We start from the raw sequence: 23584 nt of genomic DNA on the forward strand, positions 1-23584 counted from the left end.
AGCACCGTGAAGATCGCACTGCAGACCTTCGGATCGGCACTGTTCTCCCTCCTCTTCTTCGGACTGGCCCTGTTCATACCCGCGGGCACCGTCGACTACTGGCAGGCGTGGGTGTTCATCGCCGTGTTCGTGGTGTCGACGATCGGGCCGAGCCTGTACCTGGCGATCCGCGACCCCGCCGCCATGCAGCGCCGGATGAACGCCGGGCCGACCGCCGAGGCGCGTCCGGTGCAGCGCTTCGTCGTCGCCGGCGTCGTGCTGCTGGTCGTCGCGATGCTCGTCGTCAGCGCCCTCGACCACCGGTTCGGCTGGTCGTCGGTGCCGGCGCCCGTCGTGGTGGTCGGCTACGTACTGGTCGCCGCCGGCCTGCTGCTGGCCCAGCTGGTGGTGATCCAGAACCGCTACGCCGCGGCCACAGTGACCGTCGAGGCCGATCAGCCGCTGGCGTCCACCGGGCTCTACGGCATCGTGCGGCACCCGATGTACACCGGCGCGCTGATCATGCTGCTCGGCACCCCGCCGGCCCTGGACTCCTTCTGGGGTCTGGTCGCGATCGTGCCGGGACTGGCGCTGCTCGCGCTGCGGATCCTCGACGAGGAGAAGCTGCTGGTCGATCAGCTCGCCGGTTACCGCGAATACACGGGGCAGGTGCGCTTCAGGTTGCTGCCCTTCGTGTGGTGACGCGCTCATACTTGTGACGTGGAGCTGCTGACCGGCCTCGGGCTGGCGACCGCCGCGGGACTGAACGCCTACATCCCGCTGCTCGCTCTCGGACTGCTCGCCCGGTTCACCGACCTGGTGTCGCTGCCGCACACGTGGGCGTGGCTCGAGAACGGCTGGGTGATGGCGATCGTCGCAGTGCTGCTGTGCGTCGAGGTGGTGGCGGACAAGATCCCGGCGCTCGACAGCGTCAACGACATGATCCAGACGTTCGTGCGGCCCACCGCAGGCGGCATCGTCTTCGGCTCCGGCACTGCGGCACAGACCGGCGCGGTCACCGACCCCGGCGCGTTCGCGCAGTCCGGTCAGTGGGTGCCCGTCGCGATCGGCGTGGTCACGGCGCTGGCGGTGTCACTCACCAAGTCGGCCGTCCGGCCCGCGGCCAACGTCGCCACCGCCGGTGTCGCCGCCCCGGTGCTGTCGACCGTGGAAGACGTCACCAGCATCGGCCTGGTGTTCGTCGCCCTGCTGCTGCCCGTGCTGGTGCTGGTCGCGCTGGCACTGATGGCGTGGGCGGCGGTCACGCTGCTGCGCCGCCGGCGACGGCGCCGCCGGGCCGAGGCGGCCACCTCGGCGCTCGAGCCGCCCGCCTGACCGCCTTCGGCGCCGTTTCGTGGCCGGCAGGCCCGCGAGCAGCAGCGCCGCCGATGACGTCGGCCCGTCGATGCGGCGTGGCCCCGTCTCATCTACCATTCCGGCTTGACCCGGGTTTCTACTTGACCGTCAATAGGCCCGGCGGAGGGTGGTGCGGATGGACGCCGATGATCCGAGGGGCGTCGAGCCCACGCGTCGGTCCGCGGCGTGGATGTCGCTCGAAGGATGGCCGCTGCGGTGGAAGGTCGCCGCGACGCTGGTCGTCCCAGTGCTGCTCGCGGCCGCGTTCGGGGCGCTGCGGATCCAGAACGACCTCTCGGCGGCGTCGAGGCTGAGCGTCGCGACCGGCAATGTGGCGATCGTGGTGCCTGCGGTGGAGTTCGTCGACCGGCTCGACGCCCTGGCCGACGCCGCCGCCTCGGGTGCGCCGACCGCAGAACCGCTCACACGGTTCGATGCGAGCGCAACGGCACTGACCGCACTCGTCGCCTCCGCCGAACTCGACTCCGCCGTGGCCGCGGAACTGGCGACCGCGTCCTCGACGGCCAAGGCGTTGCGCGACGACATCGCCGCGGGCCCGGTGCCCCAGCCGAGCATCGCCGAACGAGCCGGAGAAGCGGCGGCCGAGGTGGCCTCGGCGGTGGCGACGATCACGGCCACCGTCGACGATGACGCCGTGCGCCCGCTGGCGGACCGCCTGGTCACTGTCCTCGCGGCACAACGCGCGTTGACGGCGCAGCAGGTGCTGGTGGCCGCGCCGGACTTCGGCACGTCGGTCGCGTTGCGGGCGGAAGCGGCCGAGGCTGCGGGCGCCGAGGCGGCCGCGATCGATCGCCTCGCGCAGGTGATGCCCGCCGACCAGGTCGCCGCGCTGCGTGCCCCGTCGGACGCGAGGCGCGAGACCTACACCCGCCCGCCGGAAGCACCGGTGGACGCGCTCCGGTTCGCCGCGGCGATGCGCGACAGTGCCGGCGGCTATCACGCCATGGCGCGGCAGCTCGCGGCGGATCTCGAGGGCACGGTGTACGCCCGGGCCAACGCGTTGCGGTCCGCAGCGCTGCGCGACACCGCCATCATCCTGGGTGCGGTGCTGGCGGCGCTGGTGTTCGCGCTCGCGGTCGGCCGTTCCCTCATCCGCTCGATCGGACGGCTGCGGCGCGGCGCGGCGCACGTGGCGCAGGTCCAGCTGCCCGAAGAGATCGACCGGCTCAGCAGGGGCGCCGCAGTGCCCGAGATCGAGGCGTTGCCGGTCCGCACCAACGAAGAGATCGGCCAACTGGCGCGCGCGATCGACGACATCCACTTCCAGGCGGTCCGGCTGGCCGGTGAGCACGGCATCCGCCTGCAGATCGGCGACATGTTCGAGACCCTCTCCCGCCGGAGCCGGTCCCTCGTCGAAGAGCAGCTGGCGCTGATCGAGACCCTCGAGCTCGACGAGGACGACCCGCAACGACTCGACCATCTGTTCCGGCTCGATCACCTCGCCACGCGGATGCGCCGCAACGGCGACAACCTGCTCGTGCTCGCCGACACGGTGGAACGCCACCGCCGGCTCGAGCCCGTGCCGCTGTCCGAGATGCTGCGCGCCGCCATGTCCGAGGTCGAGGACTACCGCCGGGTCAGGGTCGGCACGGTCGTCGAGGGCGCGATCGTGGGCGCGGCGTCGGGCGATGTAGGCCACCTGATCGCCGAACTGCTCGACAACGCCCTGCGCTATTCCCCGCCGGAATCTCCGGTGGCGGTGACGGTCTCGCGCGCGGTCGACGCCGGCATCCTCGTCGAGGTGGCCGATCGGGGACTGGGCATGCCCGCCGACGATGTGCACGCCGCGAACGAACGGCTGGCGCTCGGCGGCGAGGTGACATCCGAGACCGCAAAGCGGATGGGCCTCTTCGTCGTCGGGCGCCTCGCGCGACGGCACGGGGCGACCGTCCGGCTGCGCACCACCGCCCCGTCGACCGACCGGCCCGGTGTGACGGCCAGTGTGCACCTACCCGGCGCGCTGCTGGCGCCGCCGACCGATGTCGCCGTCGGCCCCGACGAGCCGCGCGTTCCCGTGTCGGCACAGGACGCGCCGCGGCTGTGGTCCGTCGAACGTGTGCCGGTGCCGGACCACGCGGCGGTGAGCCGAACCGGGGTCGCCGCCGAAGACCCGGCGCCGGCGAACGGTGCGGTCCGCACCGGCGGCACGCTGCCCAGGCGGTCGCCCGGCGCCAGCGGCGTCAACGACGTCGCGAGCCACCCGGCCGGACCGCCGCCGCCGCCCGCCGAAGAGCCGCCGAAGCCGCCGCCGCCTGCTGAACCGCCGTGGCCGAGCCTCGAGTCGGACGGGGCGCCGATATTCGAGCGGATGACCTCAGAATGGTCGATGCACCGGGCAACGCCCGCAACGCCGCAGGCCCCGCCGCCCACCGAGGTCGACGCCGGTGACCGGGCGCCCGTGCGGTACACCGAATCGGGTCTGCCGATCCGCGAGCGCGGTGCACACCTGATACCCGAGCCCTCCGCGGGCGGAAGGGACGCCGCCGCGGACGGCAGGAGCGATCCCGCGGCCATCAGGGACGTCCTGAGCCGTCAGCTCGCCGGTGTCCGCAGGGGACGCGCCGAAAGCGATGCCGCCGAACGACCGACAGAAGAGGACCGATGAACGCCGACATGCAATCCCACGGTTGGCCCGCAGCCTCCGCTCCCACGGCCAACCGCACCCTGGACTGGTTCGTCGCCAACTTCGTCAGGGACGTCCCCGGCGTGTCACATGCGATCCTCGTGTCCGCCGACGGACTGCTGATGGCGTCGAGCTCCCACCTGCCCGGGGACCGCGCCGAGCAGCTGGCAGCCGTGACCTCCGGTTTGGCCAGCCTGTCGAGCGGCGCAGCGCGGCTGTTCGATGCGGGCGACGTACGCCAGTCGATCATCGAGATGGACGGCGGGTTCCTGCTGGTGATGGGCGTCGGCGACGGCTCGTATCTTGCTGTGCTGGCGACGATCTCGTGTGACATCGGACAGGTCGGATACGAGATGGCGTTGCTCGTCGACCGGGTCGGCAAGACCGTGCAGGCGACCCCCCGGGCGACGCGGGCGGCCCGTTGACGTTTGACATGAACAGGCCAGAGCAGCGACGAGCCGCCAATCCGGCCCGGCCGTACACCCTCACGGCCGGGCGAACCACCCCCCGCATCGAGCTGCCGATCGAGGTCACGGTAGAGGCCCTGGTGCCGGGCGGCGACGGCGAGTGGGCGCCGGGCGACGTCCGCAACGCCATCATCCGGTTGTGCACCCGCAGGCCGTCGATCGCCGAGATCGCCTCGCACGCCGGCTTTCCCATCGGCGTGATCCGGGTCCTCGTGGCGGACCTGGTGGAAAGCGGCCACCTGCGTGTCCACGCGTCGCTGACCGACCACTCGACGGTGTCCGAACGGCGCCGGCTGATCGAGAGGACCCTCGGTGGACTACGCGCGATCTGACGGTGGTGTCACGGTGTCGTCGACGAAGATCGTGATCGCCGGCGGCTTCGGTGTCGGCAAGACCACGTTCGTCGGCGCGGTGTCGGAGATCGTGCCGTTGCGCACCGAAGCCCTGGTGACGGGCGTCTCGTATGGGCATGACGACCTCGATGACACGCCGGACAAGGAAAGCACGACGGTCGCAATGGATTTCGGCCGCATCACCATCGCCGACGACCATGTGCTCTACCTGTTCGGAACTCCGGGACAACGCCGGTTCTGGTTCATGTGGGACGACCTGGTGCGTGGTGCGATCGGCGCCGTCGTCCTCGTCGATACCCGCAGACTCGAACAGAGCTTCGCCGCCGTCGACTTCTTCGAGGCACGCAAGATACCGTTCCTGGTCGCCGTCAACGAGTTCGACGACGCCCCGGCCTGCATCGCAGAAGAACTTCGCGAGGCACTCGCCGTACCGCCCACCGTCCCGGTCATCAGCGTCGACGCCCGTGACCGCGGTTCGGCGAAGACCGCGCTGATCGCGATCACCACCTACGCACTCGACCTGCTGCCGACGACGGTGCCCTGAGCCTGTGACCACATTCGAATCGACGAGGGAACAACCATGAGCGATCACGTACACCACTTCGGCATGGGCATCTGGCTGCTCTTCCTGGCCTACATCGTCTCGGTGAGCGGCTCGGTCGTCGGGCTCGCGTGCACCCGGTGCAGCGCCGCGGCCCCGGACAACCGCAGCCGTCTGCGCTGGCTCGCCATGGCGTCGATCGCGATCGGCGGGGTGGGGATCTGGCTGATGCACTTCATCGCGATGCTCGGTTTCGCCATCCCGAGCAGCGTGGTCCGCTACCACCTCGGCTGGACGATCGCCTCGGCGGTGCTGTCGATCTCCGCGGTGTTCATCGGACTGCTCACCATCGGCCGCACCGTCCATCTGCCCCGGCTCGTCGCCGGCGGCGTGATCACCGGCCTGGCCGTCGCCGGAATGCACTACACCGGCATGTGGGCGCTGCAGATGCAGGGCGCGATGGCCTACGACAGGACCCTCGTCGCCCTGTCGATCGTGATCGCGGTGGTCGCGGCCACCGCCGCCCTCTGGTTCACGCTCGTCCTCGAATCGCCGGCGTTGCGTTTCGTCGCGGGACTGGTGATGGGTGTGGCCGTCGTCGGGATGCACTACACGGGGATGGCCGCGGTCCGGGTGACCGTCGACCACGCCGCTCCCGTGCCCGCCGGTCCCGAGGTCTTTTCGTTCCTGTTCCCGGTGTTCGTGATCGGCTTGCTGGCGCTGGCCGTCCCGATCACCGCCGTGATGATGGCGAGCGACCGTGCGGGAACCTCGGATGGCGCCGAGACGGACGCCAGGGTGCTCGAGCCGCGCGCCTGAGCGCCGGGAACGCAGTTCCGCGGCGGGCTAGATCCAGACGCCCTTACCGACGGCGACCACCCCGCCGGCGCTGATCGCGAAGCGTTCGCGGTCCTTCTCCAGGTCGACGCCCACCATCTCCCCCGGCCCGACGACGACGTTCTTGTCCAGGATCGCGTGGCGCACCACCGCTCCCCGGCCGACGCGGGCGCCCGGCATGATGACGCTGCCCTCGACGATCGCGCCGTCGTCGATGACGACGTTGCTCGACAGCACCGAGTTGCGCACCGACGCCGCGGAGATGATGCTGCCCGCGCCGACCACGGACTCCTGCGCGGACCCGCCGTTGACGAACTTCGCGGGCGCCAGGTTGCCGGACTCTCCGCGGATCGGCCAGCGCTTGTTGTAGAGGTTGAACACCGGGTGCACCGACACCAGATCCATGTGGGCGTCGTAGAACGCGTCGAGGGTACCGACGTCGCGCCAGTAGCCGTGGTCGCGCTCGGTGGCGCCGGGCACCTCGTTGTTGGAGAAGTCGTAGACGGCGGCCATGCCGTCGGACACCAGGCGCGGGATGATGTCCCCGCCCATGTCGTGGTCGGAGTGGTCCTCGTCGGCGTCGGCGCGGATGGCGTCGATGAGCACCTTGGTGGTGAAGATGTAGTTGCCCATCGACACGAAGGCCTCGTCGGGATTGTCCGGCGTGCCCGGCGGGTCGGCGGGCTTCTCGACGAAGCTGCGGATGCGCCCGGACTCGTCGGCGTCGATCACCCCGAACGCGGTCGCTTCGGCGCGCGGCACGCGGATGCCTGCCACCGTCGCCCCGGCGCCGCTCTCGATGTGGAACTGGACCATCTGCTCGGGGTCCATGCGGTACACGTGGTCGGCGCCGAACACCACGATGTAGTCGGGATCCTCGTCGTAGATCAGGTTCATCGACTGATAGATCGCGTCGGCCGAGCCGGTGTACCACCGCGGGCCGAGCCGCTGCTGGGCGGGCACCGGGGTGATGTATTCGCCGGCCAGGCCGCTGAGGCGCCAGTTCTGCGAGATGTGGCGGTCCAGCGAATGCGACTTGTATTGCGTGAGAACGCAGATCCGCAGGTAGCGGGCGTTGACCAAGTTGGACAGCACGAAGTCGATGAGCCGGTAGGCGCCGCCGAAGGGAACCGCGGGCTTTGCCCGGTCGGCCGTCAGCGGATAGAGCCGCTTGCCTTCCCCGCCGGCCAGGACGATGCCCAGCACGTGTGGCAATTCCCTCATGATCCAAACCTATCCGCCGGTACCCAACAGGGCCAGCCATTGACCGTTTTGAAGGCCGGTCTGTCAAGGCGTTTGGCACCGGAACCCTCTTCGCGTACCCGCCCTGCGGCAGCTTCAAAACAAGCCTGCGGCGGCGCGTCGCGACAACTACCGTCGTAACCATGCGGGTGGCGATGATGACGCGGGAGTACCCACCCGAGGTGTACGGCGGGGCCGGCGTGCACGTGACCGAACTCGTCGCCCAACTCCGCACACTGTGCGATGTCGACGTGCACTGCATGGGCGCGGAACGCCCGGGCGCATTCGTCGCGCACCCCGATCCCGCACTCAAGGGCGCCAATCCGGCGCTGTCGACGCTGTCGGCGGATCTCACCATGGTCAACGGCGCCGGCCAGGCCGACGTGGTGCACTCGCACACCTGGTACGCCGGTCTGGCGGGCCACCTCGCGGCGCTGCTGTACGGCGTTCCGCACGTGCTGACGGCGCACTCGCTGGAGCCGATGCGGCCGTGGAAGGCCGAACAGCTCGGCGGCGGCTACCGCATCTCGTCGTGGGTGGAGCGCACCGCCGTGGAGGCCGCCGACGCCGTGATCGCGGTCAGCGCGGGCATGCGCGCCGACGTGCTGCGGACCTACCCGGCGCTCAACCCTGCTCGTGTGCACGTCGTGCGCAACGGCATCGACACCGACGTGTGGTACCCGGCGGAGCCGCAGCCCGGCGAATCGGTGCTGGCCGAACTCGGCGTCGACCCGAACCGGCCGATCGTCGCCTTCGTCGGCCGGATCACCCGGCAGAAGGGCGTCGCCCATCTGGTCGCCGCCGCTCACGGCTTCGCCCCGGAGGTCCAACTGGTGCTGTGCGCGGGCGCACCCGACACGCCGGAGATCGCCGCCGAGGTGACGGCGGCGGTGCAGGAACTGGCGCGGGCACGGACCGGGGTGTTCTGGGTCCGCGAGATGCTGCCGATCGGCAAGATCCGCGAGATTCTGTCAGCCGCAACGGTTTTCGTGTGCCCGTCGGTCTACGAGCCGCTCGGCATCGTCAACCTCGAGGCGATGGCGTGCTCGACGCCGGTGGTGGCCTCCGACGTGGGCGGTATCCCCGAGGTGGTCGCCGACCACCAGACCGGGCTGCTGGTGCACTACGACGCCAAGGACACGGCGTTCTTCGAGACCAGACTGGCCGACGCGGTCAACTCCCTGGTGGCCGAGCCGGTCAAGGCCCGCGAGTACGGGCAGGCCGGCAGGCAGCGCTGCATCGAGGAGTTCTCCTGGGCACACATCGCCGAGCAGACCCTGCAGATCTACCAAGACGTCTGCCCGTAGCGGGCCGGAGCCGGCCGGCCGACTAGCTGGTGACGCCCTTGAGTTCGTCGCCCAAGGCGGCCGCCTCGTCGGGTGTGAGTTCGACGACGAGTCGACCACCGCCTTCAAGTGGTACCCGCATCACGATGCCGCGCCCCTCCTTGGTTGCTTCCAGAGGACCGTCGCCGGTCCGGGGCTTCATCGCCGCCATCGAGTGCTCCCTCCACCATGAACCATCCCGCCAAGTGTGGCTGCGCCACACCTGGTCGGCCGGGCTGCCCACTCGTCGGCAGCACCCGGCGCTGAACTGCTACGACCTCTATTGTTCCCTATCCACCGGGGTGGATGTGCAAGACCCGTCGATGACGCGCCCGCGACGCCGCCAAGATCAGTCCGCGACGGCCCCGGTGCGCTGCCCAGCGGCGGCTGGAACCCAGCAGTCCGCGACGTGGTCGTCGACCATCCCGGTGGCCTGCATCAACGCATACGCCGTCGTCGGACCGACGAACCGGAACCCGCGCCGCTTGAGCTCCTTGGCCATCGCGGTGGATTCCGGTGTGACGGCGGGAACCTGCGAGAGGTCGGCGGGCCGCGGCCGGGCCGCAGGCGCGAAGGACCACAGCAGCTCGCCGAGGTCCTCTCCGGCGTCGGTGAGGTCGGCGACCGCGCGCGCGTTGGCGATGGTGGCGTCGATCTTCGCGCGGTTGCGCACGATCCCGGTGTCGGCCAGCAGGCGGTCGACGTCGCGGTCGGTGAACCGGGCGACCTTCTCGGCGTCGAAGCCGGCGAAGGCACGCCGGAAGTTGTCCCTCTTGCGCAGGATGATCAGCCAGGACAGCCCGCTCTGGAAGGCCTCGAGGCTGATGCGCTCGAACAGCGCGCCCGCGTCGTGCAGCGGCACGCCCCACTCGGTGTCGTGGTAGTCGCGGTAGAGGGCGAAATCCGGGGGCGCCAGCCGGCTCTGGTCGATCCAGCCGCACCGCGTCCTGCCGTCGTCCTCGATGGGCGTGCTCACGGCTGGTCCGGCTCGCCCGACGGCGCGGCGTGCGCCCCGGCCTCGGCGGGGTCCCGCCGGGCCCCGGTGTCCGCATCGAGTCCGTGCGCACCGCGCACCGCGGCGAGTTCACCGCGCAGCTGGTCGAGCTCCTGGCCGAGCCGGTCGAGCACCCAGTCGACCTCACTGGCCTTGTAGCCGCGCAGGGTCTGGGTGAACTTGAGCGCCTCGACGTCCACGCCGGTGACGCCCGAGGCCGGCAGCACGGTGGCCGTGGTGTCGCGGGGCAGGGGCGGCAACGACTCTCCCCGGCCGAAAAGGACGCTGCCCACCGCGAAGAGCACGATGGCCACCAGCACCAGCACGACCAGGTACAGCAGGATCAGGGTCACGCCCCCGATACTGCCTGACCGGTGTGACAGCCCGCGAGAAGGTCAGCGGGGGCGCAGCGTCACCATCGGTGGCCGGTCCTCCAGCGACACCCCGGACGAGCGCGGGGTGTAGCCGTCACCGTCGGCGAAGAACTGGGTGAGCCCCACCCCGGAGTCGGTGATGCCGCACCGCGTGAGCAGGGTGGCGATCACCTGCCGGCTCATCGACGCCAGTTCGGTCAGGGGACGGTTGCGGTGCACCCGCACGCCGAGGTTCACCTGGGCCAGCGCGTCGAGGCCGAGCCGGTCGTAGGCGTCGACCAGCAGGCCGATCTCCACGCCGTAGCCCGGGGCGAACGGCACCGCCGTCAGCAGCTCGCGGGTGCCCGCGTACTCGCCGCCCAACGGCTGGAGCACGCAGGTCAGTTCTGGGCGCAGCGAGGCCAGCAGCGGACGCGCCACCAGTTCGGTGACCCGGCCGCCGCCGTTGGCGTCCTCACTGCCACTGACCTTGAGCGGACGGCGGTAGAAGCCCTTGACCAGGTGCACGCCGTCGCAGGTGAGCAGCGGCCCCAGCAGTTTCGGCACGAACATCGGATCGGGGTCGATCAGGTCGGAGTCGACGAACGCGATCACGTCGCCAGTGGTGGCCGCCAGCGACCGCCACAGCACCTCGCCCTTGCCCGGTTGCGGCGCCACCTCGGGCAGCGCCGACTCACGGCTGATCACCCGCGCACCGGCGGCCATGGCGCGGATGGCGGTGTCGTCAGTGGAGCCGGAGTCGAGCACGATCAGTTCGTCGACGAGGCCGCCGAGCAGTGGCGTGATGGTCTCGACCACGCTGGCCACCGTCGCCTCTTCGTTGAGCGCGGGCAGCACCACCGAAACGGTGCGGCCCGCCTTGGCGGCCTCGAGTTCGGCGACGGTCCACGACGGTCGGTTCCAGCTGTGGTCGGCGAGCCAGCGGTGCCGTGCGATCGCCTCGGCATCAGTCAGATCGGCCGCAAGATCGGATATCGCAGTCATGCCAGTCCCCTCACCGTGCGCGTCGGTGGACGCACGCCCTGTATCGACGCGACCATCTCCAGTACGCGTCGAGTGGGTCCGACCTCGTGCACACGGAACATGGCCGCTCCTGCCGCTGCCGCGAGTGCGGTGGCGGCGAGAGTGCCCTCCAGGCGTTCGGTCAGACCCACACCGAGAGTCTCCCCGACGAAGTCCTTGTTGCTCAGGGCCATCAGGACCGGCCATCCAGTTTTTACAAGGTCTTCCACGTGACGCAACAAAGTAAGACCGTGGTAAGTGTTCTTGCCGAAATCGTGCGTCGGATCGATCAGCACGCGGTCTTTCGGGACTCCGGCGGCGACGGCCCGTTCGGCCGACTGCGTCACCTCGGCAATGACGTCGTCGACCACTCCGCGCTCGGAGATGCCGTAGTGCACACGGAAGGGCCTGGTCCGCGGGACGGCGCCGCCGGTGTGCGAGCACACCAGCCCCGCGCCGAACTCCGCGGCCACCTCGGGCAGGTCCCGGTCGTGCCCGCCCCAGGTGTCGTTGATCAGGTCGGCGCCCGCCGCGCATGCGGCCTTGGCCACCTCCGCGCGCCAGGTGTCGACACTGATCACCACGTCCGGGTACGCGCCTCGCAGCCACTCGATGAACGGCACGACGCGCGCGATCTCCTCGGCCGCGTCGACCACCACTCCGGGCCCGGCCTTCACCCCGCCGATGTCGACGACGTCGGCGCCGTCGGCGATCACGCGGTGCGCGGCATGCTTGGCGGCGTCGTCGCTGAACGTGGCGCCGCGGTCGTAGAACGAGTCCGGCGTGCGATTCACGATCGCCATGATCAGAGCCCGGTCACCGGCGACCGGGCGGCCGAGAAAAGTCGCCGCCACGCCATCCAGGCTAACGACGCCCGCGATTTCGGCGCGGTCACGTTCGCTCAGCGAACGACACCGCGCCCGAATCACCCGGCTACTTCGGCTTCTTGCCGTCCTTCACCTCGGCCAGGTACTCGTCGTAGTACTCGACGTAGCCCTCGTCCTTGCCGGACAACACGTAGATCGGATCCTCGATGTCGTTCGCCTCTTCGTCGCCCTCGCCGGAGTTGCCGCCGTAGCCCTCCTTGCGCAGGTCGACCTTCTGGCTCTTGAACGTCGAGGTGTGCGCGAGTTCCTCGACCACCCGCACGAACAGCGGCACCGCATAAGGGGGCAGCTTCTCGAAGGCGGCCTTCGCCAGCGCCTTGCCGTCGAACTCCTTGCCATCCTTGAGCTGGACGGCCACCATGCCCGCCTTGCCGCCGGTGTCGGGCACCTCGACGCCGAACACCGTGCACTCCTCGACCTGCGGGTCGCTGGAGACCGCGGCCTCGACCTCGGTGGTGGCGACGTTCTCACCCTTCCAGCGGAACGTGTCGCCCAAGCGGTCGGTGAACGCGGCGTGCCCGAAGCCCTGCGACCGCATCAGGTCTCCGGTGTTGAACCAGACGTCACCCTTCTTGAACGCGTCGCGGACGAGCTTCTTCTCCGACTCCTTCTCGTCGGTGTAGCCGTCGAACGGCTGAAAGCTGCTCACCTTGGACAGCAGCAGGCCCGGCTCACCGTTCTTGACCTTCTTGACCCGGCCCTTGTCGTCGCGCACCGGGTCACCGGATTCCTCGTCGTACTCGACGAAGGCGACGGGCGTCGGGCAGATGCCGGTGGTCTTGTCGACATTGAAGAAGTTGACGAAGGCGGTGTTGCCCTCGCTGGCGGCGTAGAACTCACACACCCGGTCGATACCGAACCGCTCGGTGAAGTCGTCCCAGATCGCGGGCCGCAGGCCGTTGCCGCCGATCACCCGCACCCGGTGCTTGCGGTCGGTGTCCTTCTCCGGCTGGTTGAGCAGGTAGGTGCAGATCTCGCCGATGTAGACGAACGCGGTCGCGTCGTACCGGATCACGTCGTCCCAGAATTTCGACGCGGAGAACGACTTGCCGAGCGCCAGCGTCGCGCCAGAGTTGAGCACCGCCGACAGCGCCACCGTCAGCGCATTGTTGTGATAGAGCGGCAGGCAGCAGTACAGGGTGTCGTCACTGTTGAGTCGCATGCCGAGGCCGCCGAACCCGGCGAGTGCGCGCAGCCAGCGGTAGTGCGTCATCACGCTGGCCTTGGGCATTCCGGTGGTGCCGGAGGTGAAGATGTAGAACGCCTTGTCCTTGGCCAGCACGGCCGACGCGGTGGAGGGGTTCTCGGTCGGTGCCTCCGCCGCGAGCCGCTTGAGTTCGTCGAGGGTGAGCAGCGCATCGGTGTCCGCGCCGCTCTCCTTGATCGGATCGACGAAGTCCGGGTCGGCGACGACGACGGTCGCCGAGAGCAGGCCGAGGCTGTGCTCGAGCACGTCGCCGCGCTGGTTGTAGTTGAGCATCCCGGAGATGGCGCCGCACTTGACCGCCGCAAGCATGATCAGCACCGGTTCCGGGGAGTTCTTCAGCATGATGCCGACGACGTCGCCGTGGCCGACGCCGCGGGCCGCGAGCACCGCCGCGTAGCGGTTGACGGTCTCGTTCGCCGCGCGGTAGGTGAGCTCCTGGTCCTCGAACTTCAGGAACAGCTTGTCGCCGTAGCGGGCCGCCCGGTCCTGGAAGACCTTGCCGATCGAGGTCTTGGCCGACGGGCGGGCGCCGAAGCCGGTCACCACACCCCGCACGATGGTCGGCGCATCCATCAGTAGGCCCGGCACGCGGCTGGCGATGTCGAGCAGCCCCACGCTGCTGCGCTTGCCGGATTTCTCGTCGGTCATGCGGTGCGTCCCCTCCGGTGGTCGTATGTGCGCAACACCCTATCCCCGCATGTGACTGCCATCACCCGGCCGGTGCGCATACCGCCATGGCGGCGTCGACGTCGTCGACGACAACCAGCCGGTCCAGCGCCCCGGGGGCGACATAGCCGCTGTCGACCAGGCCGTGCAACCACGCCATCAGGCCGGCGTAGTGCCCGAACGGGTCGAGCATGACCAGGGGTTTGGTATGCATACCCAAATATCCGGCGGTCCAGGCTTCGAAGAATTCCTCGAGCGTGCCGATGCCACCGGGCAGCGCAATGAAGGCGTCGGCGCGGTCCTCCATCACCTGCTTGCGCTCCCGCATGGTGTCGGTGACGACGAGTTCGTCGGCCTCGACGTCGGCCAGCTCGCGGTGCACCAGCGCCTTGGGGATCACGCCGATGGTCCGGCCGCCGCGCGAGCGCGCGCCGTCGGCGACAGCGCCCATCGCCGAGACGTTGCCCCCGCCGGACACCAGCGTCCAGCCGCGGTCGGCGATCGCCACCCCCACCCGGGTGGCGAGGTCCATCAGTTCGGGGTGCGTCGGACCCGACGCGCAGTACACGCACACCGCCCACTGGCGGTCGGCGACGGGATCGGCTGGGGATGGCACCCCGACAACCTAGACGAGGGACGCCGGGCCCGACGAGCGGCCGACCCGCACGAGCGGCGCCGACCCGTCGGACCGGCCGGCATCGGGATTCCGCGGTTGCTGTTGAGCTGCGGGCCATAGGATCCGGCGGTGCCTGTCGACTGGGTGACCACTGACCACGAACCGGCGCTGCGGGCGCTCGAGGCGGGCCTGCGGGACCGCGGCGGCGTGGTGCTGATCGGTCCGGCCGGGGTCGGCAAGACCACGCTGGCGCGGCGGACGGTCGAGCGCCTCGGGCCCGCCGACTGGGTGATCGCGACGGCGCCGGCAGGCGCGGTGCCCTTCGGCGCCTTCCGCGACGTCGTCGACATCCCGGCGCGGGGCAAGACGGCGGCCGTGCTGCGGTCCGCCGAGGCGGCGCTGGCCGGGCGGCTGATCGTGGTCGACGACGCGCACCTGCTGGACCGGCTGTCGGCGACACTGCTGCACCGGCTCGCGGTGGGCGGCAAGACGCGGCTGGTCGTCACCGTCGGCGGCCCGGCGACCGACGAGGTGGCCGCGCTGTGGAACGACGACCTGCTGGCCCGGGTGGACGTGGACCCGGCGGCTCACGACGATGCCCGGCTGGAGACCCAGGTGGCGGAGTTCCTGGCCGACCTGCCCGCGGCCACCCGCAGAGCGGTGCACTACCTGGTGGTCACCGATCCGGTGCCCCTGCCGGTGCTGCTGGCGCTGGTGGGCGACGACGCGGTCGCCGACGCGCGGCGCCACGGCCTGATCGACGTCGACGGCGAGCTGGTGCGGGCCGGGCATCCGCTGTTCGTCGACGCGGCCCGCGACGAACTCGGCGGACCGGATCTGCGCCGGATGCGCACCGAACTCGTGGAGCGGCTGGCCGCGGCCGGGCCGGGCGGGGTGGTCGACCGGCTGTGGCTGGCCGTCCTGGCGGCCGAGAGCGATTTCGAGCTGCCGGGCGACGTCATGGCCGATGCGGCGGCCGAGGCGCTGCGGCTGGGCGACCTCGACCTCAGCGAGCAGCTGGGCCGCGCGGCGGTCACCCCCGCCAGCGGGCTGGCCACCCGGCTCCCCCTGGCCTACGCCCTGGCCTGGCAGGGCCGCGGCCGTGACGCCGACGCCGTGCTGGCCGCGATCGACCCCGCCGGACTCAGCGAGGGCGACCTGATGGAGTGGGCGCTGCCGCGGGCGGCGAACCAGTTCTGGATGCTGTCGGAGCCGGAACGCGCGACGGCGTTCCTGCGCACGGTGCGCGGCCGGGTGTCCGCACCGGGCGCCCGCGCGACGGTCGATGCGCTGTCGGCGACCTTCGCGATGAACGCCGGGACGCCGGCCCGGGCGGTGGAGATCGCCACCGAGGTGTTGGCGACGCCCGAGGCCGACGGCACGGCGGTGGGCTGGGCCGCCTCGGCCGCCGCGCTCGCCTGCGCCAGGCTCGGCCGGTTCGCAGAGGTGGACGCGATGGCCGAGCGGGCGCAGGCCGCCGACCATCCGGGCCTGTTGCGCTTCACCAGTGGCTTCGGCCAGACCACCGCGCTGCTGATGGCCGGCGAGCTGCAACGGGCCGAGGAGCTGGCGCGGGAGCTGGCCGATGACGCGCAGCTGCAGCAGCCGGGCCGGGCGATCGGCGAGGTGGTCCTCGCCGACGTGCTGATCGCCCAGGGTGACCTGGACACGGCCACCGAACTGCTGCGCCGCGCCACGGCGGAGCTGACACCGACCGGATATTCGTGGGCGTCACTGGCGTGGATGTTGTTGACCCAGGCCCTCGGTCAGCAGGGCGCGACGGTCGAGGTGGGAAAGACGCTGGCGCGCGCGGAGTCCCGGCACGGCCTCAAGTCGATGCTGTTCGCTCCGGAACTGATGCTGGCCAGGGCGTGGACGCACCACGCGCGCCGGGACGTGCACGCGGCGGTGGCGGCCGCGAGGGATGCGGCCAAGACGGCGGAGCGGGGCGGGCAGACGGCGATGGCGCTGCGGGCGCTGCTCGACGCGGTGCGGTTGGGCGACACGCGGGCCGCCGACACGCTCGCGCGGCTGGACGTGAGCTGCGTGTTCGGCAGGCTCACCCTCGAGTACGCGAAAGCCCTGACCGCAGGGGACCATTCGGCACTGGACGCGGTCGCCGCGGAGTTCGATGCGGTCGGGATGCGCGGCGCCGCGCGCGATGCGCGTCGGCAGGCGACGGCATCCCGTCCGTCGTAGGTTCGCGGCGCCCATCGAAATTGGTGCAGAGCGCGCCAACAGCTCGCGCTTAGGCTCGACACACCAGCCGAGCCAGGAGGTGCGTCGTGAGCAGTGAGCCGTTGTCCGTCGAAACCGGCGATCTGCGCGCCTTCTCACGTGCCCACACCGACGTCGCCACCGACATCGCCCGGCTGGCTGAGCGCGCCCCCGACGCGGCCGGGGTGGCGTCGACGCACGGCACCATCGGGTTCGGCATGCAGGCCGCGTTGAAGGAACTGCTCGGCGCGCGTCTGGGAAGTCTGCAGACGACCGCAGGCAGCGGCGACGCGATCGCGGAGATGTTGCGCACGGCGGCGCGCACGTACGACGGGATCGACGACGACGGGGCACAGAGGATCCGAGCCGCGTGGGGCGGCGGTCTGGACTTCCCGTTCCCGGATGTCACCACGGTCCCGGTACCTGAGGCGCCCGCTCCCCTGCCGGTTCCTGGCGGTCGCCCCGGCTGACCGGCGCATTGGTGCGACGAGCAGTGACCGTGCGGCTTTAGGATTGCTGCACGTCGCCGTCGAACCGAAAGAGTGACACATGTCAGGGCAGCTGTCCGTCCAGCTCGGGAGCCTGCGCACGTACTCCCAGCAGCATGGAGACGTCGCCGATGCCGTCTCACAGGTCTCTGCGAACACCCCCGACATCTCCGCGGTCTCGACGACCTACGGCAACATCGCCTCGGGTGTGACGACTGCCCTCGGCGATCTGCTCGGCGCCCGCGGCGGCGCACTGACCTCGACGACGTCCAAGGCCCAGCAGCTGGCGGAGGGTCTGCTCAAATCGGCGGGCCTCTACGAGCAGGGCGACCAGCAGGGCGCGGAGGCGATCAACGCCGCGGCGGGTTCGGCGGGATCGCCGTCGTCCGCGAACAGCGCATCGTCGGGTGCGGGTCAGATGCTCAGTCAGCTCAGTCAGCAGGCCGGCCAGCAGGTGAGTCAGCTCGCGCAGACGGCCGGTCAAGCCGTCGCCGGGCTCGGCCAGATCCCGGCGCAGGTGCTGCAGGGCGTGCAGGGCATCGTCGAGACGGCGACCGGCGCCGGAGCGGAGACCGCCGCCGCGGCGACCGGGCCGGCCGGCGGTGAGGCCGCGCCCGCCGATGCCGGTGGCGGCGCACCGGCCGGGGAGAACGACCGGCCGGCGGGCGACGAGAAGGCCGACGCGGACGACCGGCCGCCGGGCGAGCAGTCCGAGCCCGAGCAGAAGCCCGAGGACGAGCGGCCCGCGCCTGCGCCCACGCGTCCCCCGGTCGGCGACACGACACTCATCTAGCCGCCAGCGCACCACCCTCGAGCCGCAGCCGGCGCTGCACCGCGATCTCGTCGAGGAAGCGGTCATCGTGACTCACCACCACGAACGCGCCCTGGTAGGCGTTGAGCGCCGCCTCCAGCTGCCCGATGCTCACCAGGTCGAGGTTGTTGGTCGGTTCGTCGAGCAGGAGCAGCTGGGGCGCCGGTTCTGCGAACAGCACACACGCGAGGGTGGCGCGCAGTCGCTCGCCGCCCGACAGCGCGCCGACCGGCAGATGGATGCGGTCGCCGCGGAAGAGGAACTGCGCCAACAGATGCATCCGGCGGGTGTGCGGGAGGCTCGGCGCGGACTCGGCCAGGCTCTCGGCGACCGAGCGCTGCGGATCGAGCAGGTCCAGTCGCTGCGAGAGGTAGGCCACCCGGCCGTCGGCGCGCCGCACGCTGCCGGCGTCGGGCTGCAGGTCGCCGGAGATCAGACGCAGCAGTGTCGACTTCCCCGCCCCGTTCGGACCGGTCAGCGCGATCCGTTCCGGCCCCTGGATGGCCAACTCGATGCCGTTGTCGACGAACAGTTTCCGGCCGTCACGAACCACCTGTAGCGCCTCCGCCGTCAGCACGGTGCGTCCGGCGGGCACGGCCGTGGCGGGCAGGTCGAGCACGATGGCATCGTCGTCGCGCAGCGCCCGCTCGGCGTCGTCGAGCCGGGTGCGCGCGTCATCGACGCGCTTGGCGTGCACGTCGTCGGCCCGGCCCGCCGACTCCTGCGCCCTGCGCTTCATCGCACCGGCGATGATCTTCGGCAGCCCGGCGTCCTTGACGTTGCGCGCGGCGGTGCCCGACCGGCGGGCCGCGCGTTCGCGGGCCTGCTGCATCTGCCGCTTCTCCCGCTTGAGCTGCTGCCCTGCGTTGCGCAGGTTGCTCTCGGCGAGCCGCTGGTCCGCCGCGACGGTCTCCTCGTATGCAGTGAAACCGCCGCCGTAGAACCGCATCTCGCCGCGGTACAGCTCGGCGATCTGATCCATCCGGTCGAGCAGCACCCGGTCGTGACTCACCACCACCAGACACCCGGTGAAGTCGTCGAGCGCGGCGTACAGCGCGTGCCGGGCGTCGGCGTCCAGATTGTTCGTCGGCTCGTCGAGCAGCAGCACGTCGGGCCGCTTCAGCAGTTGAGCGGCCAGACCCAGGGTGACCACCTCACCACCGGACAGCGAGCCCAGTGTGCGGTCGAGCGTGACGTGTTCGAGGCCGAGGCGGTCGAGTTGAGCGCGGGCGCGCTCCTCGACGTCCCAGTCGTCACCGATCGCGGTGAAGACGTCCTCGCCGGCGTCGCCGGCAGCGAGGGCGGCCAAAGCGTCGATGACACCGGCGATTCCGAGCACATCGGCGACTCCCCGTTCGGCGTCGAACGGCAGCGCCTGCGGCAGGTAGGCCAGCACTCCGTCGACCGTGACCGCGCCGGAGGTCGGCACCTGTTCGCCGGCGATCAACGTGAGCAGGGTGGTCTTACCCGCCCCGTTCGGCGCGACGAGGCCGGTGCGGCCGTCGCCGAGAGCGAAGGACAGATCAGCGAACTGGACCGAGCCGTCGGGCCAGGCGAAGGACAGATTGGTGGCGATGATCGAAGACATGAGGAGGCTTTCGTGGGGCCGCGGACACACCGGTGCCGCGGTGAGGACGATGGATGACTGCGATCTCTCCGGATCATCCGGAGATGTCGTCGTCTCCCCACATGTCTTCAGCCCACCTCGATCGGGAACATTCGTCCGCTGACCACATTAGGAGCGCCGTCAAGCGGTTAAATATGCCCGCAGCATGTCGGTGGCCGCGGTGATGCGGCCGATCTGCACGTGTTCGTCGGCGCGATGGGCGAGGTTGGGATCGCCGGGTCCGTAGTTGACCGCGGGGATGCCCAGCGCCGCGAACCGTGCCACGTCGGTCCACCCATACTTGGCCCGCACCTGCCCGCCTGCGGCCTCGACCAGCTTGGCCGCCGCGGGTTGACCCAGCCCGGGCAGCGCACCGGGGGCGGCGTCGGTCTGGTCGATCCGGACGTCGAGGCCGTCGAGGATCTCGTGCACGTGCGCGAGGGCCTGTTCGACGCTGCGATCCGGCGCGAACCGGAAGTTCACCGTCACCGACGCGGCGTCCGGGATCACGTTGCCTGCGACGCCGCCGTCGATGCGCACCGCCGAGAGCCCCTCGCGGTAGACGCAGCCGTCGATGTCGACACTGCGCGCCTCGTATCCCGACAACCGGTCGAGAACCGCACCGAGCTTGTGAATCGCGTTGTCGCCGAGCCACGATCGCGCCGAATGCGCCCTGGTGCCCGTCGCGCTGACCACCACCCGCAGCGTGCCCTGGCAGCCTGCTTCGATGTAGCCGCCGGACGGCTCGCCGAGTATCGCGACGTCGGCCTGCAGCCAGTCCGGCAGCTCACGCTCGATGCGGCCGAGGCCGTTGGCGCTCGCCTCGATCTCCTCGCAGTCGTACATGACCACGGTCAGGTCGTGGCTGGGCTCGGCGATGGTGGCGGCCAGGTGCAGGAACACCGCGTCTCCGGACTTCATGTCCGACGTGCCGCAGCCGTGCAGTTCGTCGCCGTCCATCCGGCTCGGCACGTTGTCGACCGCGGGCACGGTGTCGATGTGCCCCGCCAGCAGAACCCGCGACGGCCGGCCGAGGTTGGTCCGCGCCAGCACCGCGTCACCGTTGCGGACGATCTCGAACCCGTGGGTCTGTGCGCGCAGGGCGGCCTCGATCTCGTCGGCGATGCGCTGCTCGTGCCGCGATTCGCTGGGGATGTCGACCAGCGCGGCGGTCAGCGCGACCGGGTCGTCGTGCAGGTCCAGGGCCACAGCAGTAGACCCTATTCCAGTAGCCTGTGGCACCGTGACTTCTGCTGTGGGAATCGGCCTTGCGACGCTGGCGGCCGACGGGACGGTGCTCGACACCTGGTTCCCGGCGCCGGACCTGAACATCGGCGGCGATCCGGGCACGGTGCGGCTGTCGGTGGCCGAGGTGCCCGAGGAACTGGCGGTGCTGGCCGGCCGCGACGACGAGCGCGACGTCGAGACCGTCGTGGTGCGCACGGTGATCGACTCGCTGGCCGACAAGCCGGCCGACGGCTACGACGCCTACCTGCGGCTACACCTGCTGTCGCACCGGCTGATCAAGCCGCACGAAGCGAACATGGACGGCGTGTTCGGCGTGCTGGCCAACGTCGTGTGGACGAACTTCGGTCCGTGCGCCGTCCCCGGCTTCGAGACTGTGCGGGCCCGGTTGCGCCGGCGCGGGCCGGTGACGGTCTACGGCATCGACAAGTTCCCGCGGATGGTCGACTACGTCGTCCCGACGGGCGTGCGGATCGCCGATGCCGACCGGGTGCGCCTCGGCGCCCATCTGGCCACGGGCACCACGGTGATGCACGAGGGCTTCGTCAACTTCAACGCCGGAACGCTCGGCAGTTCGATGGTCGAGGGCCGCATCTCGGCCGGTGTCGTGGTCGACGACGGGTCGGACGTCGGCGGTGGCGCGTCGATCATGGGCACCCTGTCCGGTGGTGGGAAGAACGTCATCTCGGTCGGCAAGCGGTGCCTGCTCGGCGCCAACGCCGGGCTGGGCATCTCGCTGGGCGACGACTGCGTCGTGGAGGCCGGCCTCTACGTCACCGCAGGCACCAAGGTGCAGACCGGCGACGGGCAGACCGTCAAGGCGCGCGATCTGTCGGGCGCGAACAACCTGCTGTTCCGCCGCAATTCGCTGTCCGGAGCGGTCGAGGTGGTCAAGCGCGACGGCACCGGCATCACGCTCAACGAGGCGCTGCACGCCAACTGATCGACGCCCCGTCTACGGGGCGGCCAGGACGCAGAACTCGTTGCCCTCGGGGTCGGCCAGCACCACCCAGCTCCGGTCGCCCTGTCCGATGTCGACGTGCCGCGCACCGAGGCCGACCAGCCGGTCGACCTCTGCCTGCTGGTCGGCCGGGGTGAAGTCGAAGTGGATCCGGTTCTTCACGATCTTGTCGTCGGGCACCGCGAGGAACAACCAGTCGGGTCCCGCGCCGTCCGGCGCGCGCAATCGCACGTCGCCGTCGTCGTCCATCTCGTGCGGCCAGCCGAGCACCCCCGCCCACCAGGCGCCGAGTGCGCGGGGGTCGGCCGCGTCGACGCACACCTCGGTGAACCTCAATCCCACTGCGCGAGTTCCTTCTTGAGCACCTTGCCCATCGCGTTGCGCGGCAGTTCGGCGACCAGCCGGACCTCCCGCGGCCGCTTGTGCACCGACAACTGGTCGGCGACGTAGGCGATCAGGGTGTCCGGATCCGCCGAGCCGACGACGTAGGCGACGATCCGCTGCCCGAGGTCGGTGTCGGGCACGCCGACGACGGCGGCCTCCTCGACGCCGGGATGCCCGAGCAGTGCGGCCTCCACCTCGCCGGCGCCCACCCGGTAGCCGCCGGACTTGATCAGGTCCACCGACTCCCGGCCGACGATGCGGTGCATGCCGCCCCCGTCGACCACCGCGACGTCACCGGTGCGGAACCAGCCGTCGCCGTCGAACGCCGCGGCCGTCGCGTCGGGCAGGTTCAGATAGCCGTCGAACATCGTGGGGCTCGACACCAGCAGCCTGCCGATGGTCTCGCCGTCGTGCGCGGTCTCGTCACCGGCCTCGTCGACCAGCCGCGTCCGGACGCCGGACACCGGAAGCCCGACCCAGCCGGCCCGGCGTTCCCCGTCGACCGTGGTGCTCACGGTGATCAGCGTCTCGGTGCTGCCGTACCGCTCCACCGGCGCCTGGCCGGTGAGCTCGGCGAGCCGCTCGAACACCGGCACCGGCAGCGGCGCGCTCCCGGAGACGAGCAGCCGCGCCGACGACAGCGCCCGTGCGGCGTCGGCGTCGGCCGCGATCCGCGACCACACCGTCGGCACCCCGAAGTACAGCGATCCGCGCGCCTCGGCGTAGCCGGCGGGGCTGGGCCGCCCCGTGTGCACGAACCGGTTGCCGATCCGCAGTGAGCCCAGCAGGCCAAGAACCAGGCCGTGCACATGGAACAGCGGCAGGCCGTGCACGAGCGTGTCCTCGGCGGTCCACTGCCATGCCGTGGCCAGCGCGTCGATGTCGGCGGCCACCGCCCGCCGGCTCAGCACCACGCCCTTCGGCGGGCCGGTGGTGCCGGAGGTGTACATGATGAGTGCCGGCGCCTCGGGCGGCGGTTCGGCGTAGCGGTGCCACGACCGCGCGTGCATCCGCACCGGGACCACCGGCAGCCCGCCGTCGTCGGCGGGCGGTGTGCCGAGCCAAGCCTGGGCGCCCGAGTCGGTGAGGATGTGGCGGCGTTCGGCGGCGCCGACGTCCGCGGGCACCGGCACCACGGGCACCCCGGCGATCAGGCAGCCGGTGATGGCCAGCACCGTCGCCGCGCTCGGCGTGGCCAGCACCGCCACCCGGTGCGCGCCGGCGACACGCTCGGCCACCGAGGTCGCGGCGCCGACCAGATCGCTGCGACTGAGCACCGCCCCGTCGATCCGGACCGCGTCGGCGATGTCGGCTCCCCCGGCTACCGCGGCGGGATTCAGCGAGGCCAGCAACACGCCAGCGAGGCTACTCGCCGCGGTTCG

Annotated in this window: 24 protein-coding genes; 12 read left to right on the plus strand and 12 right to left on the minus strand. The window is 70.9% G+C overall.

Features of this window, described 5'->3' with window-relative positions; translation table 11 throughout:
* Nucleotides 1–6 precede the first annotated feature (6 nt).
* From O6P37_RS00855 to O6P37_RS00885, 7 genes are all read left to right on the plus strand, one after another.
* Complete coding sequence (locus O6P37_RS00855; protein ID WP_269892304.1) at nt 7–681, plus strand: methyltransferase family protein; 675 nt, start codon at nt 7–9, stop codon at nt 679–681.
* An 18-nt stretch (nt 682–699) separates the two neighbouring features.
* Entirely contained in the window at nt 700–1314 is a 615-nt protein-coding gene (locus tag O6P37_RS00860) for a DUF4126 domain-containing protein (protein WP_269892305.1), read from the plus strand.
* Nucleotides 1315–1471: 157 nt separating this feature from the next.
* On the plus strand, nt 1472–3961 hold the full coding sequence (locus tag O6P37_RS00865; RefSeq protein ID WP_269892306.1) for a sensor histidine kinase: 2490 nt from the start codon (nt 1472–1474) through the stop codon (nt 3959–3961).
* 8 nt (nt 3962–3969) lie between these two features.
* On the plus strand, nt 3970–4404 hold the full coding sequence (locus O6P37_RS00870; protein ID WP_269893128.1) for a roadblock/LC7 domain-containing protein: 435 nt from the start codon (nt 3970–3972) through the stop codon (nt 4402–4404).
* Between the two features lie 8 nt (nt 4405–4412).
* The gene (locus O6P37_RS00875; RefSeq protein WP_269892307.1) at nt 4413–4778 is read left to right on the plus strand and encodes a DUF742 domain-containing protein; all 366 of its coding nucleotides are present in this window, start codon (nt 4413–4415) and stop codon (nt 4776–4778) included.
* Nucleotides 4759–5343 carry a GTP-binding protein gene (locus O6P37_RS00880; protein WP_269892308.1) on the plus strand — a complete coding sequence of 195 codons (585 nt, stop codon included), beginning with the start codon at nt 4759–4761 and terminating at the stop codon, nt 5341–5343. Before O6P37_RS00875 ends, O6P37_RS00880 begins: the two co-directional genes overlap by 20 nt.
* Nucleotides 5344–5379: 36 nt before the next feature.
* The gene (locus tag O6P37_RS00885; protein ID WP_269892309.1) at nt 5380–6159 is read left to right on the plus strand and encodes an MHYT domain-containing protein; all 780 of its coding nucleotides are present in this window, start codon (nt 5380–5382) and stop codon (nt 6157–6159) included.
* Between the two features lie 27 nt (nt 6160–6186).
* Here the strand turns inward: O6P37_RS00885 and glgC are convergent, their stop codons facing one another.
* Entirely contained in the window at nt 6187–7401 is a 1215-nt protein-coding gene (gene glgC / locus O6P37_RS00890) for a glucose-1-phosphate adenylyltransferase (RefSeq protein ID WP_264014291.1), read from the minus strand.
* A gap of 161 nt (nt 7402–7562) precedes the next feature.
* On the opposite strand from glgC, the gene glgA reads away from it, so the two are divergent.
* A complete protein-coding gene (glgA, locus tag O6P37_RS00895) occupies nt 7563–8726 on the plus strand; it encodes a glycogen synthase (protein ID WP_269892310.1) in 1164 nt (387 codons plus the stop codon).
* Between the two features lie 22 nt (nt 8727–8748).
* Here the strand turns inward: glgA and O6P37_RS00900 are convergent, their stop codons facing one another.
* From O6P37_RS00900 to O6P37_RS00930, 7 genes are all read right to left on the minus strand, one after another.
* On the minus strand, nt 8749–8916 hold the full coding sequence (locus O6P37_RS00900) for a DUF3117 domain-containing protein (protein WP_003406247.1): 168 nt from the start codon (nt 8914–8916) through the stop codon (nt 8749–8751).
* A gap of 177 nt (nt 8917–9093) precedes the next feature.
* On the minus strand, nt 9094–9720 hold the full coding sequence (locus O6P37_RS00905; protein WP_408633086.1) for a DNA-3-methyladenine glycosylase I: 627 nt from the start codon (nt 9718–9720) through the stop codon (nt 9094–9096).
* Nucleotides 9717–10091: a DivIVA domain-containing protein gene (locus O6P37_RS00910; RefSeq protein WP_264014289.1), complete on the minus strand. Its 375-nt coding sequence runs from the start codon at nt 10089–10091 to the stop codon at nt 9717–9719. Before O6P37_RS00910 ends, O6P37_RS00905 begins: the two co-directional genes overlap by 4 nt.
* Nucleotides 10092–10133: 42 nt before the next feature.
* Nucleotides 10134–11096 carry a glucosyl-3-phosphoglycerate synthase gene (locus O6P37_RS00915; RefSeq protein ID WP_269892311.1) on the minus strand — a complete coding sequence of 321 codons (963 nt, stop codon included), beginning with the start codon at nt 11094–11096 and terminating at the stop codon, nt 10134–10136.
* Nucleotides 11093–11917: a dihydropteroate synthase gene (gene folP / locus O6P37_RS00920; protein ID WP_269893130.1), complete on the minus strand. Its 825-nt coding sequence runs from the start codon at nt 11915–11917 to the stop codon at nt 11093–11095. Before folP ends, O6P37_RS00915 begins: the two co-directional genes overlap by 4 nt.
* A gap of 130 nt (nt 11918–12047) precedes the next feature.
* Complete coding sequence (gene fadD6 / locus O6P37_RS00925; RefSeq protein ID WP_269892312.1) at nt 12048–13856, minus strand: long-chain-acyl-CoA synthetase FadD6; 1809 nt, start codon at nt 13854–13856, stop codon at nt 12048–12050.
* 61 nt (nt 13857–13917) lie between these two features.
* On the minus strand, nt 13918–14490 hold the full coding sequence (locus tag O6P37_RS00930) for an LOG family protein (protein WP_269892313.1): 573 nt from the start codon (nt 14488–14490) through the stop codon (nt 13918–13920).
* A 129-nt stretch (nt 14491–14619) separates the two neighbouring features.
* Between O6P37_RS00930 and O6P37_RS00935 the strand changes: the two genes are divergently transcribed.
* The 3 genes from O6P37_RS00935 (at nt 14620) to O6P37_RS00945 (ending at nt 17988) form a co-directional block, all read left to right on the plus strand.
* Nucleotides 14620–16689: an AAA family ATPase gene (locus tag O6P37_RS00935; RefSeq protein WP_269892314.1), complete on the plus strand. Its 2070-nt coding sequence runs from the start codon at nt 14620–14622 to the stop codon at nt 16687–16689.
* An 86-nt stretch (nt 16690–16775) separates the two neighbouring features.
* Nucleotides 16776–17177: an ESX-1 secretion-associated protein gene (locus O6P37_RS00940; protein ID WP_269892315.1), complete on the plus strand. Its 402-nt coding sequence runs from the start codon at nt 16776–16778 to the stop codon at nt 17175–17177.
* A gap of 79 nt (nt 17178–17256) precedes the next feature.
* Nucleotides 17257–17988 (plus strand): type VII secretion target, encoded by a 732-nt coding sequence (locus tag O6P37_RS00945; RefSeq protein WP_269892316.1) that lies wholly within the window; start codon nt 17257–17259, stop codon nt 17986–17988.
* Here the strand turns inward: O6P37_RS00945 and O6P37_RS00950 are convergent.
* Both O6P37_RS00950 and dapE read right to left on the minus strand, forming a co-directional pair.
* Nucleotides 17981–19594 carry an ABC-F family ATP-binding cassette domain-containing protein gene (locus O6P37_RS00950; protein WP_269892317.1) on the minus strand — a complete coding sequence of 538 codons (1614 nt, stop codon included), beginning with the start codon at nt 19592–19594 and terminating at the stop codon, nt 17981–17983. The genes O6P37_RS00945 and O6P37_RS00950 overlap by 8 nt on opposite strands.
* A 159-nt stretch (nt 19595–19753) precedes the next feature.
* Nucleotides 19754–20821, minus strand: a complete 1068-nt coding sequence (gene dapE, locus O6P37_RS00955) for a succinyl-diaminopimelate desuccinylase (RefSeq protein ID WP_269892318.1) — start codon at nt 20819–20821, stop codon at nt 19754–19756.
* Between the two features lie 13 nt (nt 20822–20834).
* Here dapE and dapD point away from each other — a divergent pair, with 13 nt between their 5' ends.
* Nucleotides 20835–21800, plus strand: coding sequence for a 2,3,4,5-tetrahydropyridine-2,6-dicarboxylate N-succinyltransferase (gene dapD, locus O6P37_RS00960; RefSeq protein WP_269893131.1), 966 nt, complete (start codon nt 20835–20837; stop codon nt 21798–21800).
* Nucleotides 21801–21812: 12 nt separating this feature from the next.
* Here dapD and O6P37_RS00965 read toward each other — a convergent pair whose 3' ends face one another.
* Both O6P37_RS00965 and O6P37_RS00970 read right to left on the minus strand, forming a co-directional pair.
* A complete protein-coding gene (locus O6P37_RS00965; protein WP_269892319.1) occupies nt 21813–22160 on the minus strand; it encodes a VOC family protein in 348 nt (115 codons plus the stop codon).
* Nucleotides 22151–23557, minus strand: coding sequence for an acyl-CoA synthetase (locus O6P37_RS00970; protein WP_269892320.1), 1407 nt, complete (start codon nt 23555–23557; stop codon nt 22151–22153). The genes O6P37_RS00965 and O6P37_RS00970 overlap by 10 nt, the downstream gene beginning before the upstream one ends.
* Nucleotides 23558–23584: the final 27 nt, after the last annotated feature.

The organism is Mycobacterium hippophais (assembly GCF_027529605.1).
Classification (GTDB): Bacteria; Actinomycetota; Actinomycetes; order Mycobacteriales; family Mycobacteriaceae; genus Mycobacterium; species Mycobacterium arseniciresistens.

Coding starts and splice junctions, on each gene's coding strand:
- O6P37_RS00865 (WP_269892306.1), top strand. CDS start 1,472: ATGGACGCCGATGATCCGAGGGGCGTCGAGCCCACGCGTCGGTCCGCG.
- O6P37_RS00870 (WP_269893128.1), top strand. CDS start 3,970: ATGCAATCCCACGGTTGGCCCGCAGCCTCCGCTCCCACGGCCAACCGC.
- O6P37_RS00875 (WP_269892307.1), top strand. CDS start 4,413: ATGAACAGGCCAGAGCAGCGACGAGCCGCCAATCCGGCCCGGCCGTAC.
- O6P37_RS00885 (WP_269892309.1), top strand. CDS start 5,380: ATGAGCGATCACGTACACCACTTCGGCATGGGCATCTGGCTGCTCTTC.
- glgC (WP_264014291.1), bottom strand. CDS start 7,401: ATGAGGGAATTGCCACACGTGCTGGGCATCGTCCTGGCCGGCGGGGAA.
- glgA (WP_269892310.1), top strand. CDS start 7,563: ATGCGGGTGGCGATGATGACGCGGGAGTACCCACCCGAGGTGTACGGC.
- O6P37_RS00900 (WP_003406247.1), bottom strand. CDS start 8,916: ATGGCGGCGATGAAGCCCCGGACCGGCGACGGTCCTCTGGAAGCAACC.
- O6P37_RS00915 (WP_269892311.1), bottom strand. CDS start 11,096: ATGACTGCGATATCCGATCTTGCGGCCGATCTGACTGATGCCGAGGCG.
- folP (WP_269893130.1), bottom strand. CDS start 11,917: ATGGCGATCGTGAATCGCACGCCGGACTCGTTCTACGACCGCGGCGCC.
- fadD6 (WP_269892312.1), bottom strand. CDS start 13,856: ATGACCGACGAGAAATCCGGCAAGCGCAGCAGCGTGGGGCTGCTCGAC.
- O6P37_RS00945 (WP_269892316.1), top strand. CDS start 17,257: ATGTCAGGGCAGCTGTCCGTCCAGCTCGGGAGCCTGCGCACGTACTCC.
- O6P37_RS00950 (WP_269892317.1), bottom strand. CDS start 19,594: ATGTCTTCGATCATCGCCACCAATCTGTCCTTCGCCTGGCCCGACGGC.